General features: G+C 57.1%; 19 protein-coding genes. 10 read left to right on the top strand and 9 right to left on the bottom strand.

The window, feature by feature from the left end; genetic code table 11:
* Positions 1 to 260: 260 nt before the first annotated feature.
* Positions 261 to 1,214, bottom strand: a complete 954-nt coding sequence (locus tag SFHG_RS00840; RefSeq protein WP_042432311.1) for a D-alanine--D-alanine ligase — start codon at positions 1,212 to 1,214, stop codon at positions 261 to 263.
* Positions 1,215 to 1,323: 109 nt separating this feature from the next.
* On the opposite strand from SFHG_RS00840, the gene rlmN reads away from it, so the two are divergent.
* Positions 1,324 to 2,370 carry a dual-specificity RNA methyltransferase RlmN gene (rlmN, locus tag SFHG_RS00835; protein ID WP_042432308.1) on the top strand — a complete coding sequence of 349 codons (1,047 nt, stop codon included), beginning with the start codon at positions 1,324 to 1,326 and terminating at the stop codon, positions 2,368 to 2,370.
* A gap of 380 nt (positions 2,371 to 2,750) precedes the next feature.
* Here rlmN and SFHG_RS00830 read toward each other — a convergent pair whose 3' ends face one another.
* The 8 genes from SFHG_RS00830 to rpmH form a co-directional block, all read right to left on the bottom strand.
* Complete coding sequence (locus tag SFHG_RS00830; protein ID WP_081468858.1) at positions 2,751 to 3,926, bottom strand: ParB/RepB/Spo0J family partition protein; 1,176 nt, start codon at positions 3,924 to 3,926, stop codon at positions 2,751 to 2,753.
* Positions 3,919 to 4,668 (bottom strand): ParA family protein, encoded by a 750-nt coding sequence (locus SFHG_RS00825; RefSeq protein ID WP_181859460.1) that lies wholly within the window; start codon positions 4,666 to 4,668, stop codon positions 3,919 to 3,921. Before SFHG_RS00825 ends, SFHG_RS00830 begins: the two co-directional genes overlap by 8 nt.
* Positions 4,669 to 5,073: 405 nt before the next feature.
* Positions 5,074 to 5,715 (bottom strand): 16S rRNA (guanine(527)-N(7))-methyltransferase RsmG, encoded by a 642-nt coding sequence (gene rsmG, locus SFHG_RS00820; protein ID WP_042432305.1) that lies wholly within the window; start codon positions 5,713 to 5,715, stop codon positions 5,074 to 5,076.
* 168 nt (positions 5,716 to 5,883) lie between these two features.
* Entirely contained in the window at positions 5,884 to 6,423 is a 540-nt protein-coding gene (locus SFHG_RS00815) for a Jag family protein (protein ID WP_042432302.1), read from the bottom strand.
* Positions 6,424 to 6,499: 76 nt separating this feature from the next.
* Entirely contained in the window at positions 6,500 to 7,291 is a 792-nt protein-coding gene (locus SFHG_RS00810; RefSeq protein ID WP_042432299.1) for a YidC/Oxa1 family membrane protein insertase, read from the bottom strand.
* A gap of 54 nt (positions 7,292 to 7,345) precedes the next feature.
* Entirely contained in the window at positions 7,346 to 7,540 is a 195-nt protein-coding gene (yidD, locus tag SFHG_RS10320; protein WP_258795731.1) for a membrane protein insertion efficiency factor YidD, read from the bottom strand.
* Between the two features lie 51 nt (positions 7,541 to 7,591).
* A complete protein-coding gene (gene rnpA, locus SFHG_RS10315) occupies positions 7,592 to 7,918 on the bottom strand; it encodes a ribonuclease P protein component (RefSeq protein ID WP_081468856.1) in 327 nt (108 codons plus the stop codon).
* 11 nt (positions 7,919 to 7,929) lie between these two features.
* The gene (rpmH, locus tag SFHG_RS00805) at positions 7,930 to 8,064 is read right to left on the bottom strand and encodes a 50S ribosomal protein L34 (RefSeq protein WP_042432297.1); all 135 of its coding nucleotides are present in this window, start codon (positions 8,062 to 8,064) and stop codon (positions 7,930 to 7,932) included.
* 80 nt (positions 8,065 to 8,144) lie between these two features.
* Here rpmH and SFHG_RS10545 point away from each other — a divergent pair, with 80 nt between their 5' ends.
* The 9 genes from SFHG_RS10545 (at position 8,145) to gyrA (ending at position 20,180) form a co-directional block, all read left to right on the top strand.
* Positions 8,145 to 8,477 (top strand): hypothetical protein, encoded by a 333-nt coding sequence (locus SFHG_RS10545; protein ID WP_148514775.1) that lies wholly within the window; start codon positions 8,145 to 8,147, stop codon positions 8,475 to 8,477.
* Between the two features lie 170 nt (positions 8,478 to 8,647).
* Positions 8,648 to 9,001, top strand: coding sequence for a hypothetical protein (locus SFHG_RS10540; RefSeq protein WP_148514774.1), 354 nt, complete (start codon positions 8,648 to 8,650; stop codon positions 8,999 to 9,001).
* 198 nt (positions 9,002 to 9,199) lie between these two features.
* Entirely contained in the window at positions 9,200 to 10,312 is a 1,113-nt protein-coding gene (locus tag SFHG_RS00800; RefSeq protein WP_081468855.1) for an ATP-binding protein, read from the top strand.
* 81 nt (positions 10,313 to 10,393) lie between these two features.
* Positions 10,394 to 12,145: a chromosomal replication initiator protein DnaA gene (gene dnaA, locus SFHG_RS00795; RefSeq protein ID WP_042433433.1), complete on the top strand. Its 1,752-nt coding sequence runs from the start codon at positions 10,394 to 10,396 to the stop codon at positions 12,143 to 12,145.
* Between the two features lie 364 nt (positions 12,146 to 12,509).
* Positions 12,510 to 13,610: a DNA polymerase III subunit beta gene (dnaN, locus tag SFHG_RS00790; RefSeq protein WP_042432291.1), complete on the top strand. Its 1,101-nt coding sequence runs from the start codon at positions 12,510 to 12,512 to the stop codon at positions 13,608 to 13,610.
* A 15-nt stretch (positions 13,611 to 13,625) separates the two neighbouring features.
* Positions 13,626 to 14,750, top strand: a complete 1,125-nt coding sequence (gene recF / locus SFHG_RS00785) for a DNA replication/repair protein RecF (protein WP_042432288.1) — start codon at positions 13,626 to 13,628, stop codon at positions 14,748 to 14,750.
* On the top strand, positions 14,747 to 15,337 hold the full coding sequence (locus SFHG_RS00780) for a hypothetical protein (protein ID WP_052297740.1): 591 nt from the start codon (positions 14,747 to 14,749) through the stop codon (positions 15,335 to 15,337). Before recF ends, SFHG_RS00780 begins: the two co-directional genes overlap by 4 nt.
* Positions 15,338 to 15,476: 139 nt before the next feature.
* Positions 15,477 to 17,438, top strand: coding sequence for a DNA topoisomerase (ATP-hydrolyzing) subunit B (gyrB, locus tag SFHG_RS00775; RefSeq protein ID WP_042432285.1), 1,962 nt, complete (start codon positions 15,477 to 15,479; stop codon positions 17,436 to 17,438).
* 9 nt (positions 17,439 to 17,447) lie between these two features.
* The gene (gene gyrA / locus SFHG_RS00770; RefSeq protein ID WP_042432282.1) at positions 17,448 to 20,180 is read left to right on the top strand and encodes a DNA gyrase subunit A; all 2,733 of its coding nucleotides are present in this window, start codon (positions 17,448 to 17,450) and stop codon (positions 20,178 to 20,180) included.
* Positions 20,181 to 20,331 lie beyond the last annotated feature (151 nt).

Here is a 20,331-nt window from a genome sequence, read left to right as displayed (position 1 = left end):
TCTTAACGCTATACAATCCGTTAGAGCATCGCATGGTGCCAAGCTACAGCAAGAGGGGGCTGCCCCCGGAACACTTCCGGAATCAGCCCCCTCTGTTTGCCATGCATCCTTTGTCTAATGGCATCCATTTCTGTTTGCCACGTATTCTGTATCCAACGAAATCCATTTCTCAGGGGTGCGCTGAATTGTTTTAGGTCGCCTGTTTATGAAAAGACGACTAATTCAATCGACTGCCCAACAAACTTGTTCCGCAAACCCGTTTATCGCACAGGCTCTTCCAAAGCAAGCTCGATAAGCTTGGTGCACAACTCAGGGAAGGTCATGCCTGCAGCACGAGCGGCATCGGGAAGAAGGGACGTTGCTGTCATGCCGGGAATGGTGTTCGTCTCCAACGCCCAGCAATCACCGTTGTCTTCCAAGATGAAGTCAGTGCGAGAGGTGCCGCTGCACGAGAGCGCTTTATGAGCGTTTTCCGCCTCGCGCTGCATAACCTTCGTCACATCGTCGGGGATGCGCGCAGGGCAGATATGCTGAGAGCCGCCCACGGCATACTTCGACTCAAAGTCATAGAAATCGCTCTTGGGAACGATTTCGATAACGGGCATAGCCTTCGGCTCATGGTTCCCCAGAACAGCAACAGTGAATTCACGACCCTTGATATAACGCTCGATAAGCACCTCATCATCGATATCGAGCGCTTTCTGCAAAGCCTCTTCGATGGCTTCCGCGCCCTCTACGATGAACACGCCGATAGCGCTGCCCTCGGTACCGGGCTTCACAACAACCTTCTCACCCATAGACGAGATGACCTGCTGGATATCAACCTTGTCACCCTTGTTAACCGTCAAGGACGGAGGAGTGGGGATACCCTCGCGCTCGTAAAAGACCTTTGCCTTCACCTTGTCCATGGCAAGCGCGCTCGACCACACGCCAGAGCACGTGTAAGGGATACCGACGATATCGAGCAAACCCTGCACCGTACCGTCTTCGCCATATTTGCCATGCAGGCAGAGGAACGCCACGTCGAACGGTTCCTCGATCAAACGCTTCAGGTCTTCCTTGTTCGCCGGATCGATATCAGTGACGGAAAAACCCGCCGTCTCCAAAGCTTCGCGAGCACCCTTACCGGATGCCAAGGAAATTTCACGCTCGTTGCTTTTGCCGCCGCACAAAAGAGCAACACGACAAGAACGAGGATCGATACTTGAAGACATGACTCCTTCTTTCTCCTTTAGAGATCGTATTGCTGCAGTATAGCAAAACCCGCACACGGGCTTCACAGCATGCAAGGTAAGCGCTGATGTTTCACGTGAAACAGGTATAATGACCCGCATGAATACACCAATCAAAAACCTCACTCAAAGCGACCTGGCTTCCCTTATGAAGGAGCTCGGTCAACCATCCTTTCGCGCAAAACAGCTTTACGAGTGGCTCTACAGCAAAGGCGCTCAAAGCTATGACGATATGACCAACCTGCCCGCTAAGCTTCGAGCTCAGCTTTCCGAGGAGTATCCATTGTACGTGCCAAGCGTGCTAGAGGAGGCCGTTTCCAACGACGGCACCCATAAGCTGCTCCTGGAATACCACGACGGCGTATGCGTTGAAACCGTTGCCATCCCATCGCGCAATGGCGACCGTCTTACGGTCTGCTTTTCCACGCAAGCTGGCTGCCCTATGGCGTGCGCGTTTTGCGCAACAGGGAAAGAAGGCCTTACGCGCAATTTAACCGCAGGCGAGATTGTCGATCAGATCGTCACAGTACAGCGCCTTATGGGGCGTCGCGTGACCAATGTCGTCGGTATGGGACAGGGCGAACCGCTGCTGAACTACGACAACGTCTTGGGCGCGCTGCGCATCATCAACGACGAAAAAGGCTTGGGTATCGGAGCGCGTCACATCTGCATCTCCACGTGCGGCATCATTCCTGGAATCGACCGATTCGCGGAAGAGCCCGAGCAGTTCACGCTTGCCGTGTCCCTTCATGCAGCACGACAGGATGTACGCCTTGAGCTGATGCCCAAAACCAGTGGTTTCCCCTTGCCAAAGCTTAAGCAAAGCCTGCTGCGTTATATCGAGAAAACAAATCGTCGCGTCACGTTCGAATACATCATGACCGATGGCGTTAACGACACCGATGCGGACCTGACGGCACTGCTGGACTTCTGCAAGGGATTGCTTTGCCATATAAACCTGATTCCGATTAACTCGATCCCTGAATCACCGTATAAGCCAAGCGCTTCCAAAACCATCGACAAATGGATCGCCGAAACAGGCCGTCACGGGATAGAGACCACGTTGCGAGATTCCAGGGGATCCGATATCGCCGGCGCCTGCGGACAGCTGAAGAACACGTTCACGAACGGACGATAGCAAGTGCGCTTATCAAGTGCGGGCCCCGCAAACGGTAGAAATTGATGCCTTATCGCATTTGCAAAGACAGCACAAACTGGTTTCATAGCCTCACAACCTCCCGATGCTTTCTTGGATATCACCGAAAGCATCGGGAGGTTTCCTTTTCATAAACATACCCGCTCAAACAACCGAGAACAAAAGACGCGCTTGCTCATAATGGCGCAAACCCCTAAATCAAAAGCGCGCGATATCCATCGGGTTATCAGACCGACAATCCAATATACCCCTGACTCCTTCGGCGCTGGTGACGGCAACGAATGCGTAATCACTCGTCAAATAAAAAACGAGCCGGCGATGAATGCGTCGACTCGTTTACTTTGCTTGAAAAGAGAAATCCCTTATGCGAGGTTCGAAGCAAGAATACCCTTGAACAGACGCTCAAGATCGTCTTCGTCCTTAAATTCAATTTCAATCTTATTCTTGCCGTTGACGGATTTCACCTTAACCGGCGTATCCAGAACATCCTTAAGCGTACGGGCAACCTTTCGGTATTCCTTCGGCATAGGAGTCTTCGGCTTAGCGTTCTCATTTTTCTTTCCGGAGAACAAGCGTGCCAAAGCCTCAGCTTCGCGAACAGACAGCTTTTCCTCAACCAGCTTACGCGTCAGGCGCTCGCGTCCTTCTTTCGTGGGGATGGAAAGGATAGCTCGTGCGTGACCGGCGGTAATCTTCTCCTCGAACAGCAACTGTTGGGCTTCCTCGGGAAGCTCCAGCAAACGCAATGCATTCGCAACCGTGGAACGACCTTTCGACATCGCCTGAGCAACCTCAGCCTGCGTCATGTTCAATCGTTCCATCATGCGGCGATAGCCGTACGCTTCCTCAATGGGATTAAGATCAGAACGCTGGATGTTCTCAATAAGCGCAAGCTCCAGAGCCTTGTCGTCGCTAGCTTCTTTAACTCGAATAGGCACTTGGTGCAAACCTGCCAGCTTCGATGCCTGCCAACGACGCTCGCCGGCGATGATCTGATACGTGCCATCCTCAAGCGGACGTACCAGAATCGGCTGCAAAAGCCCGTCTTTTTGGATAGAAGCGGAAAGCTCCTCCAGCTCCTCGCGCTTGAAATTCGTACGAGGCTGATCGGGGTTAGGGGCAATCGCGTTGATGTCCACTTCGTTCACTTCGCGAGATTGCGCATCGCCGTCGTTTTGCACAGCAGCAGAAGGCGTTACCGCGCGCTCAATCACTTCCTGGACAGCAGGACGGGCAGCACGCTGGGCAACTCCCTTGATGGTGACCTCAACGCCGTTTTCAACGATCGACTCGGGCTCCTGCTCCTCATAGGAGGAGGGAACGGCTTCGCGAGCCGTCCGGGGCTCAGGCGACTTTTGCGCAGGAACAGTCTCGCGAATCACTTCACGTTCGGGCTGAGGCTTCGGTTGGGGCTGCTGCGGCTGCTCGACATCCACGCGCACACGTTGCGGCTCCTCCTGAGGAATAGCCTCCTCATAGGCACCGCCCAACAACGAGTTCAGACCACGACCAAGACCACCACGACCATTCCTAGCCACGGGCAATCACTTCCTTAGCAAGACTCATATACGACTGGGCACCCTTGCCCGAAGGGTCGTACAGGGTTATCGGTTGACCGAAGCTAGGAGCCTCGGAAAGCTTTACGGTACGGGGAATCAGCGTCTCGAATACCAATCGCCCGAAATAGCTGCGCACCTCCTCGACCACTTGGCGGGACAGCGTGGTTCGACCGTCGTACATGGTCATAAGAACGCCGTAGATATCCAACGTGGGATTCAAGCGAGTTTTGACACGTTTCATTGAATCAAGGAGTTTTGTCACACCTTCCAATGCATAGAACTCGCACTGAATAGGGATAAGCAGCTTGTCGGCGGCAACTAGGGCGTTAACCGTCAGCAAGCCCAGGGAAGGGGGGCAATCAATGAAGATGTAATCATATTTACCGCGAAGAGCCCCGATGGCATCCTTAAGACGATTCTCGCGCGCCATCTCGGAAACCAGCTCGACTTCCGCGCCGGCAAGGTTGATGGTCGCCGGAACCAAGTCCAAACCCTCGCACACATCGGGGATGATAACCTCTTCGACAGGAACATCGTTGAGCAGCACATCGTAGATGCAATTCTGCACCTGGCTCTTCTCAACTCCAAGGCCGCTTGAGGAATTACCCTGAGGATCAAGGTCGACAAGAAGCACCTGCTTGCCCATCTCGCCAAGCGCGGCGGAAAGGTTGATTGCAGTGGTGGACTTACCCACACCGCCCTTCTGGTTGATGATGGCCATGATCTTCGTCTGGCCAACCACATGCTTCACCGGCTTCTTATCGCGGTAGGAGCGAATGGGCGTAGGCTCGATTTCGGGGCGAGATTCAACAGGCTGCGGCTCGAGTTCGGTTGAGTTATGAGGGTCGCGCTCGACCACTTCGATGTGCTCGATGGCTATCTCATCCTCAACGGTATCTTCCTGTACGCGTTGTTCCTGCTGAACCGGCTCAGCTTGCTTTTTATCCTTCCTGAGGCCGTCGAAAAATCCCACAGGAACCCCCTTTCATGGTTTCAGACGCTAGTATACCGTGTTTCGTTTCACGCGTATAAAACCCCAACCCACAATAGGGACTTTTGAACGGAAATCAACGAAACCTCGATAAGAAAAAAGCCGCCCCTACAATATCGGGAACGGCTTATATCGCTACAGCGGCTTTTTCTGAGCCAAACCGGTTCTGCGAGGCAGCTTCAGCTTCGGCTTAGCAATCTTCTCATAGCACAGAATTCGACGAGAGTAATCATCAAGCTCGTAGGTCTGATCGTCTACCAGTTCCATACCAACCTGCTTGCCGACGACGCGAGCGTGATCAAGCTCATCTTGCTCAACGAGGGCCTTGAAGCAGATGAGACGGCCGCCCATCTTCAGCAGCGGGGAAGAGAGCTCCAGCAAAACGGACAGCTTCGACAATGCCCGAGCACTAATCGCAGCAAATTGCCCAGCCTGCTCGCGACCAAGGTCCTCAATGCGGCCGGCGTACGTGGATACGTTGTCAAGCCCCAGTTCCTCGATGAAGCCATCAAGGATCTGAACCTTCTTTTGAACGGAGTCGACCAGCAACGTGGGTCTACCGGTTTCAATGGCAAGCGGAATACCGGGATAACCCGCACCCGTACCAATATCGGCATAGCGGCCTTCAGGACAAGCGTTCAAAGCATCAAGGCCAAGCAGGGAATCCTGCACATGAAGCACCATGCCATCTTCCCAAGAAGAGATACGCGTGATGTTCGTGGTTTTGTTGGCTTCGATAACCAACTCCAAATGTCGCTTGAGCAAGTCCTCGTGCATGAACCGTTCCTTCTATCCTGTTGTTTCACGTGAAACATACTTTAGCCCTTCATGCAGCATATCGGACTCCAAGGATACGAACCCCTTGAAAAACAAAGAGGCCGCATCCGAAGATGCGGCCTGATAGGTTCCCGAGATATCAGCCAAGAGCCAAATAGAAGCAACTACCTAGAGCGGAACAACCACAACGTGGCGCGCGGAGCCCTCTCCCTCAGATGCCGTCTCGACGCGCTCATCATCACGAAGCGCGATATGCACGATGCGACGCTCGTACGGAGTCATGGGGCGAAGCTTCACGCTGCGATGTTGCTTGGCAGCCTTTGCGGCAGCATTACGAGCGATGGACTCGAGCTTCTCTCGCTGACGATTCTTGTAGCCCTCAACATCGACGATAACGGGATAACGGAAGCCCATGGTGCGAACGGTAATGGCGGACACCAGGAACTGCAACGCATCAAGGGTCTTACCATGGCGGCCGATGAGAACAGCCAGATCGTCACCGGTGATATCGAGAATAAGCTCGCCTTCATCGCCTTCGTACTCGTCAATGGTGACCTCGCCGACATCGAAGTGCTTTAGGATATCCTGGATGGTTGCGATGGCGGTATCCGCGATGCGATCAAGATCCTCGTCGCTGATGCCGTCTTGTTCGACCTGGGCGTCTTGAGCCTCTTCTGCGGTCAATTCCACGTTCTCTTCTTCTGCCATTTGCAGCTCCTTAGTACTAAAAACCACAGTGCGCGGTGTTTCACGTGAAACACCGCGCACCATTACGCAAAATCGATTAAGCGTGCTTTTTGGAGGTGTCCTTCTTCTTCGGACGCGGCTTCTTAGCCTTACGGGTAACGTCGACCTCGATCGGCTTCACCTCGATGGTCTCCTCCTTCTCAGCATCGCGCTTCTTCATGAGGCGCATGGAGATCTGCTGCTGGCACACGCCGATGATGGAGGAAACACCCCAGAACAGAAGAACGCCAGCGGGGGAGCTCCAGCTGATCCACAGCATGAACAAGCTCATGACGCCAGCCATGATCATGGTCTGGTTGCGCTGCGGGTTATCCTTCTGGCCCATCTGCATCAAGATCATGGGCAGGAACGTAGCGCCGGCGAACACGACCATGAGGATGAGGTACGGAAGGAACGTGCCGAAGCCGCCAGCAACCGCACCGGACGGCGTCATAACCAGGTTGGGAACCAGATTGAAGAACTGATAGCCCTCGTCGGAACCCAAATAGTTCGGCATCTCACGCAGCACCTGGAACAGGGCGATGAAGATAGGCATCTGCAGGAGCATGGGGAGGCAGCCGGCCAAGGGGTTGAACTTAGCATCAGCGTAAAGCTTCTGCATCTCCTCCTGCATGCGCTGCGGGTCGTTGGCGTACTTCGTCTGAATCTCCTGCATCAGAGGCTGAACCTTCTGCATCTGATAAGAAGACTTCGTCTGCTTATGCATCAACGGGGAGATAAGCACACGGAAGATGATGGTCACGATGATGATAGCCAAGCCCCAGTCTTGGCAGAAGCCAAAGAAGAATTGGATGATGTCGAATATCCAGTTCTTGAACACTTCCCACATACTATGGTTTTCCTTCCTTTAACCGACAAAAAGCCGCCGGCTGAAGCCCCGCCCTTACGGAACGGGATCGTAGCCGTGCGGCCCTCCAGGTCGACACCGTAGAATACGTTTTACCGTCAGCCTTAAGCCCTTTGCGAAACCGTAGCGTTGAAACGCGATGAGCCCGTATTCCGAGCACGTCGGGGTAAAACGGCAGCACGACGGGAACATAGGCGAGATCGCCGCCCTATAAAAGGTAATGAGAAACATAGCCACCTTACACGGTATGCTTCCGAAACCTTTCTTCATTCCAATCAGACCCTACCGAATTCCAGCGCGTTTCAGCGCTTCGTCGCATGTTTCGAGCACTTTACTATACTTAGCGCGGCAAATACCCGACTTCGCGAGAAATATCACATCGAGATTCGGGAATGGGCCGCCCAGCTCATGGCAAATAGCTCTCATTCGACGTTTTGCGCTATTACGCCATACAGCGTTACCGGACTTTTTTCCTGCAATAAAAGCAACACGACCGTGAAGGCCGTGCTGCTTCGCTGGTAACACTATGAGCGTAAGGTACGGTGTACGCAGGCGCTTTCCGCTAGAGAACAGATCGGAGATGTCCGCTTTGGACTTGATAGTCTCCAATCGAATACTCTTTACACGCAGAGACGCTTACGACCCTTAGCACGGCGAGCAGCCAGAACCTTGCGGCCGCCCTTGGTTGCCATGCGGGCACGGAAGCCGTGGCACTTGGCACGCTTACGAGTGTTAGGTTGATAGGTGCGCTTCATATCGTTTCCCTTTCATGGTTTAGAGCAACTTGTTGAGTATAACCGGAACGGCCCGACTGTCAAAAGGTTTTTACCTATATATGCCAACCGATGCACAAGATACCCACATTATGAAAGCCCACCTGCGAAAACACGAAGTTTTCCACAATATTGCCAGCGCACTAGAAAACGTTGCTTTCAACAATTCATTGGGGGATCGAAAACATGGGTCGCAACATCTAGTGGGGATATCTTTTCGGCGGCTCAAACGCACCGGTAAGGGAAAAATCGAAAAGGGATTCCCCTTTATGTTGCTTGGGGACGCCAAATCATCTTCATCTAACGGAGGCACTTTCGGCAACCCGAGGGAAATCGCGCGAGAAGCACGCTCCACCATCACCAGCAGCACCTACCCTCAACACATGAGGGGATAGCAGTGGAAAACCAAGGCGGGTAATGAAACGACATTCAACGAAAACGGACCTTGCGACCGATCGATGCTCGGGAAAAGAAGGAAACGCACCCCAAAATCCGCACCTAACGGCTGAAAAAACTTATCTCTCATCATTGAGCGATTCAGGCGATTGTGGAAAACGTTGAAAACTTGGAATTCATTCGAAAATCGCTGTGGAAAAATATCGAAACGTGCGGTTTTCAATCGCTCAAAACCGTAAGCAGGCAAGCGCTTGACCAGGCAATTAATCATGTGCATAGTTTTCAACACGCTTCTGAACAGGCATTTTTCCGTTCTTTATGGCACTATCAGAATGCTTTTCATCGGAATGCTCAACTGACCTGGTGCTTTCCGAATCCTGCAGCAAAATCCTCTCAGCAGTTGAAAAAAGCCATCGGAACGGGTCGGAACAACCTGGAATTTCAACAATGTCGAAAACCTTTGCACCTCTACTTTTCACACTTATTCGAGTTTTCATTCCAGTTTTCAACAATCTTTGAATAGAAAGTGGAAAACCAAGGAAACAATGAGTTCATCGTTGTGAAAAACTTTCAATCGAAAGTGATTTTTCCACATTCGATTCCGGAATTTGCCCAGTTGAATGGAATTCGATGGGAAAAGAGGGTACACTTTTCAAGGATTTTTCCCGAAAATGTGTAAAACTTTGGAAAACGACGAATGTGGAAAGCGGTAAAAGCGCAGATGAGCGAGCAAGAACAGCATCAGGAATCGCCTGAAAACAACGATGATGAGGGTTTCGACTTCACTCACGTGAATTCGGTTGCACGCATCGCCCTATACGACAACTTGCTGAGCGCGCCGCGTGTCACTGAAATCCAGCCCGCTCCCACCGGCGAATTCATCGAAAGCCTGGCAACGAACGTATACCAGCAATCGCAGGCGGCAGGCGGCACCATTCCCTATACGGTTATCCGCGAGGTTTCGGAAAACTTCATACACGCACGATTCCAGGAAGCTACGGTATCCATCCTCGATCACGGCTGCACCATCCGTTTCGCGGACCAAGGGCCGGGCATCGCTTGCAAAGACCGCGCGCAACTGCCCGGATTCACCTCCGCCATCGAGCCCATGAAAAGCTACATCCGCGGCGTGGGGTCGGGCCTCCCCATCGTGAAGGAATACCTTGACTTCACCCACGGCACCATCAGCATCGAAGACAACCTCGGCACCGGATCGGTAGTCACCATCAGCGCAAACGGCAGCAATCCGCAGCTTCCCAAGGAGCTTGAGATCGACCACGTCGAGGAGGACGAGGACGCAGAGCATCCCGAGCCCACGGCGCCGCGCTACCGAATCGCCGAGGAGGATCACGAACTCGCATACAACGCCCAGCCCGCATACGCTCAGCCTTCGGCTCAATATGCACCGGGGTTTGCGGCCCAGCCGCCTATGCAGGCATACCAGCAGGCTCCGCAGGTGGCATATGCAGCCCCGCAACAGTTCGCGCAACCCGGATACGCGCCGGCTGCTCAGCAAGGCTACATGCAGGCACCCATCCAGCAACCGATGGGCTACCCCTACGGCCAGCAAATGCAACAGCAACCGCAAATCCAGCCCGCGCCGGTGGATGCGCAGCCGATCATCGCGTCCCTGTCCCAGCGCGAGAAGGACTTCCTCGTCATCTACCTGAAAGAAGGGGTACTGGGCGTATCGGACGTGGTCAAACTGACCGGAGCGGCGCAGTCGAGCGTGCATAACACGCTGAAAAAGCTGGAAGGCATCGGGCTTTTAAAAATGTCCGGCAAAAAGCGCATGCTCACGAACCTGGGCATCCAGGTTGCGCAGCTGCTGTAAAACACGGCGGCAATCAGTTTTCAACGAACCGAAACCGCGTAAGGCGAACACACCTGTACGCGTATGATCGAAGGCCTGCTTATGAACACGGAAGAAATCAATCAGCTATGGGCGGAGGTATGCAGCCGCGTCAAAAGCTACGAGGGCATCATAGGCCCCCAGGTGGATGCGCTGTTCAGCCAGCTATTTCCCCAAGCCGCAAGCGACGGGTTCATGATGCTGACCGCTAATACGGAATTCATCAAGAACTTCATCGAACGCCATTACATCGACTGCATCAAGCGCGCGCTCGAAGAGATTCGCGGGGTGCCTTTCGACGTGCTCATCGGCATCGACGAATCGCAGGCTCCTGTACCGCAAGCTGCACCCGCTCCTGCCGCAGCGCCGGCCATGCCGACCGCCGCGGCGCCGGTCGCAGCCCCCTCGCCCGCGCCGCAAGCGACAGCGCAAACCACCGCCACGGCAGCAGCCGATCCCGCCGCCGCGCAGCAAACAGTCCCCGCAGCGGCGGCGATGCAGGCAACCGAAGCGCCGGCCGCGATGCAGGCCCAAACGACAGCGCAGCCCAACCCCGGCCAGCCGGCAGCCCCGGCGCCTGTCTCCATTGCAGCACCGGCTACCGCAACGGGAGCAGCAACCGCTGCCCCCGTTGCTGCTCCCGCAAGCGCACCGGGGCAACAAGCTGCTCCGACACCCGTTGCTCCCAACCCGGAAGATCCCGCCCTGCAGGCCATCTCGACCGATAGCGGCGAGACCGGTCAACCTGCGCCGAACAACTCCGTCACCTCGACGCTCACGTTCGAGAACTTCGTCATCGGCGACTCGAACCGCATGGCGTATTCCATGGCCGTCTCCGTTGCCGAAACCCCGGGCAAACCGCATCTGAACCCGTTGTTCATCTACGGAAGGTCGGGCCTGGGCAAGACGCATCTGCTTCGGGCCATACAGAACTACATCAACAGCAACATGCCCAACCTGCAGGTTGTCTACAAAGACTCGAACGAGCTGCTCGAGGACTACATGGACGCATCAGCGGCGCACGACACGGAGAAGTCCAGCTACAAGAATTTCAAGATGTACTACGAGGAAGCAGACGTCCTCCTCGTCGACGACGTCCAGCAGCTGCAGGGCAAGAAGCAGACGCTCGACATCATGTTCCAGATATTCAACAAGCTGACAAGCCAAGGCAAACAAGTCGTGCTCTCCGCCGACCGCGCGCCGAAGAACATCGACATCGACGAACGCTACAAAACGCGCTTCAACTCCGGCGGCACATTCGACATCCAGCCGCCCGAGATCGAGACCAAGCTGAGCATCGTCAAAAGCTTCATCCGCGAATACGAGGATATGGAGCAATCCGGGCCTATCAACATGCCCGAAGACGTACAGATATGCATCGCCGAGAGTTCAGGATCGAACATCCGAGAGTTAAAAAGCGCGGTGACCAACGTCATCGTCAAGATGAAATGCGGGGAAGGCTCGGACATCACCGTGGCCGACGTGCGCAAACTGCTGGAGAACCACTTCTCAGGCGGCCCCAGCAAAAGGCTCACAGCAGACGATATCCTGAAGGTGACGGAGGACTTCTTCAAGGTCAGTCACACCGACATCGTGGGAAAAAAGAGGACGCGCAACATCGCCCACGCACGCCAAACCGCCATTTACTTGTGCCGACAACTGCTCGACATCCCCTATGGGGACATTGGGAAGAAGTTCAACAGGGACCACTCGACCATCATGTATTCGGTGGGCAACATCGAGGCGAAGATGAAGGAGAACCGCGTAGCCCGCGAGGAGATGGAAGCGCTCAGGCAGATCATTCGCGAGCTATAACGCAACACCATCGAGAAAAACGCAATGTTTCACGTGAAACAACCAGGTTGACCAGGCACTTTAAAGGATTCGGGAAAACATGGGGATAAACATCGTAAAACATGGCGAAAACCATCGAACTCAAGGGGAAAGATAATGTAGTCAATAATCGCGGTGGATGGAGGGAACAGGCAACCCACATTCGAAGTTGAATTACTTTTCAAGGATGACATGGAGTTTTGCGAGTTCTCAACATTTCCACCGCGCTTATTATTACTACTATTCAAAAACCTATTATTAAAAGAAAAGCATTGAAGATAAATAACAACGTTGCATGAACCATCTATCATGGAGCAACGTCTTACGTAAAAGGAAAGAGGAGCCAGTGAAATTCAGCATCAACCAATCGGAACTGCAGGATGCGCTCGCCGTTGTGCTCAAGGGCATTGCCACCCGTTCCACGCTGCCCATTCTTTCGGGTATCTATCTTGATGCCCATAACGACAACCTGACGCTGCAGGCAACCGACTTGGAGCTGTCCATTCAATTCACCATCCCTGCCTTGGTGGAAGAGGAGGGCCGCTCGGTATTTCCCGGCAAGCTGTTCTTCGACATCGTGAAGAACCTGCCCGACGCCGCCGTGCATGTTGAAACGGGCGAGGATTCCGCCGTCATCACGTGCGACGCTTCTTCGTTCTCCATCAAGACGTTGGATGCCGAGGACTTCCCGGGATTCCCTCATGTTGATACCCAGCAGGCTATCTCCATCCCGTTCTCCCAATTCTCGTCCATGGTCAAGCGCGTGGCGCGCGTAGTTTCCAAGGACGAGAGCCGCGCCATCCTCACCGGCGTGCTCATCACGTTCGAGGGCGAAACGCTGAAGATGGTGGCAACCGACTCCTATCGCCTCGCCATCACTGAGGCCCAGCTTGGCGAGCCCGCGGCCGAGGGCTTCCAGGCCGTTATCTCCGGCTCGTTCCTGCAGGAGCTTGCCTCCCTGACGCGTACGGACGACCCGCTGACCATCGCCTTGGCGGAGAACCAGATCGTGGTCACCTATCACGACACCGTGTTCATCAACCGCCGCATCGAGGGCAATTTCCCGAACTATCGTCAGCTGCTGCCCGATTCCTACGCGACGCGCGTTCGCCTCAACGTGAGCCACCTTGTCTCCGGCGTGAAGCGTACGTCGATTCTGGGTCAGCAAAGCTCGCCGGTGAAGTTCGCCATCGACGTGGAAAGCCAGACCGTGCAGCTTTCCGCCGCCGCCCAGGATGTGGGCAGCGCTCAGGAAACGCTGGCGTGCCAGGGCGAGGGTGACAACGTCGAGATCGCCTTCAACTACGCGTACGTGCTCGACGGCTTGGGTTCGGTGAACACCGATGACGTGTTCCTGGAAGTCCAGTCGGGTATGAAACCGGGCATCTTCAAAGCCGGCGAAGGCGAGAACTTCCTGTACCTGGTCATGCCTGTGCGCATTTCCTAACAACGAAGGCGTTGCATGAGCCTTCGCGTCAAAGATGTTGCGTTCGACGATTTCCGCAGCTATGAGCATTTCCACTTGAGCGACATCGGGCCCCTGACCGTGCTGGTGGGGCCCAATGCCGTCGGTAAAACCAACGTCGTGGAAGGGATTCAGCTGCTTACGGCGCAAACGTCGTTCAGAAATCCCACCGGAGTGCAGCTTGTGCGCGATGGCGCCGATTTTGCGCGCCTGCATGCAACCGCCGCCGACGGGAACAGGTTGCTGGAGCTGGGCCTGACGATCGAGGCGGGCAAACGCCGGTTCACCCTCAACGGCAAGCAAAAGCGTACGGCGGACCTGAAGGGCGTCATCCCCTCGGTCACGTTCACTCCTGACGATCTGAACCTGGCGAAGGGTTCGGGTACCACCCGCCGCAACGCGCTCGACGCCGTGGGGTCGCAGCTTTCGCGCAACCATTACCTGATACGCCGAGACTTCGACAAGGTGCTGCGTCACAAGAACTCGTTGCTGAAAGACGAAGCGTCGCCGCTTTTACTGGAAAGCTTGAACGACCTGATGGTCACCTGCGGTGCTCAGCTGGTGTGCTATCGGGCGGCCCTGTTCGGCAAGCTGGCAGCGTCCATGGCAAGCTATTACGCCGAGATCGTGGGGAGCCGGGAAACGCTGTCGGCCCGTTATGCGCCGTCGTGGCTTGCCGAGGGCGAATGGCTCGATGCCGGCGAAACGCTCGATCGCGACGAGGCTCGCGAACGTTTCGCCGCGGCTCTTGCGGCGTCGATGGCGCAAGAGCGCGCCCGCCACCGCGCGCTGGTGGGACCCCATGCCGACCGCATCGAGTTCTTCGTCGAAGGGCGTCCGGTGGGCGTATACGGAAGCCAGGGCCAGCAGCGCTCGGCGGTGCTGGCGTTCAAGCTGGCGGAAGTCACGCTTATCTGCGACCTTCTGGGCCAGCAGCCGGTGCTGCTGCTCGACGATGTGATGAGCGAGCTCGACGAGCAGCGCCGCCGTGCGTTGGTGAAGTTCGTCTCAGGGGATATCCAAACGTTTATAACCACAGCGAATCTGGCGTATTTCGACGAGGATCTGCTCGCGGCGGCCCGCGTCGTGCGCTTGCCCCTTGAGCGGAAGGACGGTGAATGATGGCCGATCTCGGCAGCGGGCTGCGGCAATTGCTGCAAAGCCTTGGCGCCTCCGGCGCGCAGGCGGCGCGTTCCCAGCGCGTTGCGGAGGTGCACGTGCGCTGGAAGTGCGCCGTGGAGGCCGTGTATCGCGATTCGGCGTCACTGGTGCTCGACCATACCAACGGCGTGTACATCATGAAGCCCGAGCAGGCCAACGACCCCATGGCAGCGCGTGTGCCCGCGGGCAAGACCCTGCTCGTGGTGTATTGCGATGATGCCATGATCCGCTCGGATATCGATGCCCGTCAGGAGATGCTCAAGATCCGCCTCAACGAGCAGGGCGAGCATGTGGCCCTGTTCTCCATCAAGCCTGCCCGCTTCGACATGAAGGCCCGCCACCCGTTTCGCGAGGAGGCTGCGCGCGCCGCGCAGCAGGCGGCACAGGCTGCGCGCACCCCGGAGCCGCTCATCAGCTCGGAGGCCGCGGCCCGTTTGCGTGAGCAGGCTGCCGGCGTTGAGGACAAGCGCCTCAGGGAATCAATTTTGAAAGCCTTGGAGGCAAGCGGAAAGCCGGGAAGCTCAAAAAACGGCAAAAGTGGTCTTTAGAGCGAAAATCATGCCTTAGAAGGCATCTGAAGGCCTGTAAAGGGCGTGGAGAGCCCCGGTGCCAAGACGCGTTGTGATAGAATTACTAGGTTCCAGAACCATCCGGAATCGAAACATTCAATACTAGAGGAGCGTGTCAGTGGCAGCAAAACCTGATCATTACGACGGCTCGGACATTCAGGTCCTCGAGGGCCTTGAACCTGTTCGCAAGCGTCCTGGCATGTATATCGGCTCCACGGGCCCGCGCGGTCTTCACCACCTGGTTTACGAGGTTGTGGACAACGCGGTCGACGAGGCCTTGGCCGGTTACTGCAGCCATATCGAGGTGACCATTCACCCCGACAACTCCATCACCGTCTCCGACGACGGACGCGGCATCCCGGTCGATGAACATCCCAAGGAGAAGATCCCCACGGTCGAGGTCGTCCTGACCGTTCTGCACGCCGGCGGCAAGTTCGGCGGCGAGGGGTACAAGGTGTCCGGCGGCCTGCACGGCGTGGGCGTGTCGGTTGTGAACGCGCTGTCCACGCGCGTGCAGGTGAACGTGCGCCGCGACGGCAAGGAATACCAGATCGCCTTCGAGCAGGGCAAAACCTGCGAGAAGCTGCACGAGGTGGGCACCTCCGATCACACCGGCACCACAGTCACCTTCTGGCCCGACCCCGAGATTTTCACCGAGACCACCATCTACGACTACAGCGTGCTTGCGGCGCGCTTCCGCGAGATGGCGTTCCTGAACAAGGGTCTGAAGATCACGCTGACCGATGAGCGCGCAAACCCGAGCCTCATCGTGTCGGACGCCTCGCCCGACCCGCATAGCGACGTCTTCCAGTACGAAGGCGGCATCATCGACTTCGTGACCTATCTTAACGAGGGCCGCGAAACGCTGAACAAGCCCATCTACTTCGAGGCCGAAAGCGCCGACGGTACGGTCGAGGTGGCCATGCAGTGGTCCACGTCGTTCTCCGCGAACTCCGTCATGGCGTTCGCCAACAACATCAACACGCACGAGGGCGGCACGCACCTCGACGGCTTCAAGCAGGCCGTCACGCGCACCATCAACGAGTATGCGCGCAGCAAGGGCATCTTGAAGGAGAAGGACAACAACCTCTCCGGCGACGACACTCGCGAGGGTTTGGCCGCCGTCATCTCCGTGAAGCTGCACGACCCGCAGTTCGAGGGCCAGACGAAGACGAAGCTCGGCAACTCCGAGATCCGCCCGCTCGTCCAAAACGCCGTCACGCAGGGTTTGGCCGAGTACCTGGAGGAGAACCCCGCGCCGGCCAAGCGCATCATCGGCAAGGCAACGCAGGCCCTGAAGGCCCGCGAGGCCGCCCGCAAGGCCCGCGAGATGACGCGCCGCAAGGGCGTGCTCGACTCGTTCGCCCTGCCGGGCAAGCTGGCGGACTGCTCGTCCAAAAAGCCCGAAGAGTCCGAAATCTTCATTGTAGAGGGCGATTCCGCAGGTGGCAGCGCCAAGCAGGCACGCGACCGCAAGACGCAGGCCATCCTGCCGCTGCGCGGCAAGATCCTCAACGTCGAGCGCGCCGGCCTGCATCGCGCCCTTTCCAGCGACACCATCAGCTCGCTCATCACGGCCATCGGCACGAACATCGGCGAGGACTTCGACGCCGACCAGGCGCGTTATCACCGCATCATCATCATGACCGATGCCGACGTCGACGGCGCGCACATCCGCATCCTGCTGCTGACGTTCTTCTATCGCTACATGCCCGAGCTCATCAACCGCGGCTATGTCTACATCGCATGCCCGCCCATCTTCGGCGTGAAGAAGAAGAACACCCGCTCCACGAAGATCGAGCGCTATATCTACGACGAGAACAGCCTGAGCCGCGAACTCGAGGAAATGGGCGGTTCCGAGAAGTTCGACGTGCAGCGCTACAAGGGCCTGGGCGAGATGGACCCCGAGCAGCTGTGGGAAACCACCATGGAACCCGCCACCCGCACGCTTCTGCAGGTGAGCATCGACGATGCCGCCGAGGCCGAGCGCACGGTCAGCGAGCTCATGGGCGACCAGGTCGAGCCGCGCAAGGAGTTCATCCAGAAGCATGCTCGCGACGTTAGATTCTTGGACATCTAGGAGAATTGAATGGCAGATAACACTGACAACCGCGATGGTCAGGGCGGCGAGGAGCTTCCCGACGACCTGAAGCGCCTGGTCGATGCCGCCGAGGAAGGCGCGGCGGACGCCGGCGAGCAGGACGTCGAGCAGCCCGAGCCCGGCCATACGGTAACGTCGGGCCCGGTGTCCGAAGAGGACAAGGCCCGCTCGCTTATCGACATGTCTACCGTCGCCAACCCCCACGGCTCCATCATCGAGGACGCAAATGGCGGCGAGGGGACCACCGTTCGCGCGGCATATCTGGGCAAGGAGATGGCTTCTTCGTTCCTGGAGTACTCCATGAGCGTCATCGTCAGCCGCGCCCTGCCCGACGTGCGCGATGGCCTGAAGCCGGTCCACCGCCGCATCCTGTACGCCATGAACGAGTCCGGCTATACGCCGAACCGTCCGCATATGAAGTCGGCCCGTACCGTCGGCGACGTTATCGGCAAGTATCACCCGCACGGCGACTCCGCCGTGTACGACACCATGGTGCGCTTGGCCCAGCCGTTCAGCATGCGTGTGCCGCTTATCGACGGCCATGGCAACTTCGGCTCCATCGACGGCGACTCGGCAGCAGCAATGCGTTACACCGAGGCGCGTCTGGGCAAGGCGGCCATGGAGCTGCTGCGCGATCTCGACAAGGAAACGGTTGACTTCCAGCCCAACTATGACGAAAGCCTGGAAGAACCCACGGTCCTGCCCGCGCGTTTCCCCAGCCTGCTGGTCAACGGCTCCAACGGCATCGCCGTTGGCATGGCCACCAACATCCCGCCGCATAACCTTGGCGAGACCATCGACGCCACGTGCATGATGCTCGACAACCCCGAGGTGACCACCGCCGAGCTTATGACGGCACTTCCCGGTCCTGATTTCCCGACCGGCGGCATCATCATGGGCAAGAAGGGCATCCTGGACGCCTATGAAACGGGTCGCGGCAGCCTTACCGTGCGCGCGAAGTGCAAGATCGAAGAGGGCAAGAACGGCAAGAGCTCCATCGTGGTCACGGAGATCCCGTACCAGGTGAACCGTCAGCGCCTGCTTGAGAAGCTCGGCGAGCTGGTTCGCGAGAAGAAGCTTCCCGAGATCTCGAACATCCATGACGGCGCCGACCGCCACGGCATCGACATCATCATCGAGCTGAAGAAGGACGCCATCCCGCAGGTGGTGCTCAACAAGCTGTATAAGCACACGCAGCTGCAGGTGGGCTTCGGCGTCATCATGTTGGCGCTCGTCGACGGCGTGCCCCGCGTGCTCTCTCTGAAGGAGACGCTGCACTACTACATCGCCCACCAGGAAGACGTTATCGTGCGTCGTACGCGCTACGAGCTCTCCAAAGCCGAGGAGCGCGCCCATATCCTGGAAGGCTATGTGGTTGCACTCGACCACATCGACGAGGTCATCAGCATCATCCGCTCCTCGCAAACCGACAAGGAGGCGGCGGCTCGACTGACCGAGCGCTTCGGCCTGACCGACAAGCAGACCACGGCCATCCTGGAGATGCGCCTGCGCCGCCTGACCGGTTTAGAGCGCGAGAAGATCCAGTCCGAGTTGGAAGAGCTGCGCGAGAAGATTGCGTACTACAACCGCGTGCTCTCCGACCCTCAGCTGGTGCGCGACATCATCAAGGAGGAGCTGCAGGAGATCAAGAAGAAGTTCGACACCCCCCGCAGAACGCAGCTCTCCGATGCCGCCAAGGACTTGGACGTCGAAGACCTCATCGCCGAGGAGAGCATGGTGGTCACGGTCACGAAGGCCGGCTACGTCAAGCGCCTGCCCGTTGCCACGTACCGTCAGCAGAAGCGCGGCGGCAAGGGCATGCAGGCGGTGAACTTGAAGGATAACGACTACGTCGAGCACCTGTTCGTCGCGTCCACGCACTCCTTCATGCTGTTCTTCTCAACGAAGGGCAAGGTATATCGTCTGAAGGTCTACGAGCTGCCCGAGGCATCCCGTCATGCGCGCGGCACGGCCATCGTGAACCTGTTGCCGCTCGAGAAGGGCGAGACCATCAGCGCCGTCATCGCGACGAAGGACTTCCCGACCGACGAATACCTTATGTTCGCCACCGAGCACGGCATGGTGAAGAAGACGTCCATGGAGCAGTACGACCGTACGCGCCGTGACGGCCTTATCGCCATCAACCTCAAGGACGGCGACCGCCTTATCAGCGTGCGCCGCGTGGCTCAGGGCGAGAACGTCATCATGGTGTCGTCCGCCGGCAAGGCCATCATGTGGCCCGAGGACGAAGTGCGCGCCATGGGCCGCGGCACCATGGGTGTGCGCGGCATGAACGCGCCGGCCGATGCCAAGGTGCTCGGCATGGAGATCGCTCGCCCCGAGACCGATCTGTTCGTCATCACCGAGAAGGGGTACGGCAAGCGTACGCCCATCTCCGAGTATCCGTCGCACCATCGCGGCGGTCAGGGCGTCTTCACCATCACCATGACGGAGAAGAAGGGCTTGTTGGCTGCCATGAAGATCGTCGGTGCCGACGATGAGATCATGATCATGTCCGAGGAGGGCGTCGTGGTGCGCACTCCCGTCGAGGGCATCTCCGAGCTCGGCCGCTCCACGCAGGGCGTCCGCGTCATGAACGTTGCCGAGGATGATCGCGTGACCGCCGTCGCCATCGCCGCCCACGGCAAGAAGAAATGCGCCGCAAATGCCGATGGCGCCGAAGAGCTGGACGAGTCGTCCATCGACGAGATGGAAGAGTAGCCAGCTTCAGGCATACGCAAACAATAGAGAAAGCCGCTCCGCAAGGGGCGGCTTTTCTGTTGCATGGGCATGTTGCCGTACAGCAGCGCGGGGTGTGGCGTTGCGGGGAGCGCAAGGAGGGGAAGCGGCATGCTCGAATAGGAAACATGAT

Source organism: Senegalimassilia anaerobia JC110 (assembly GCF_000236865.1).
GTDB classification, from domain to species: Bacteria; Actinomycetota; Coriobacteriia; order Coriobacteriales; family Eggerthellaceae; genus Senegalimassilia; species Senegalimassilia anaerobia.
Note: the sequence above shows the minus strand (reverse complement) of the source record. Positions and strands in the feature narration are given on the sequence as shown.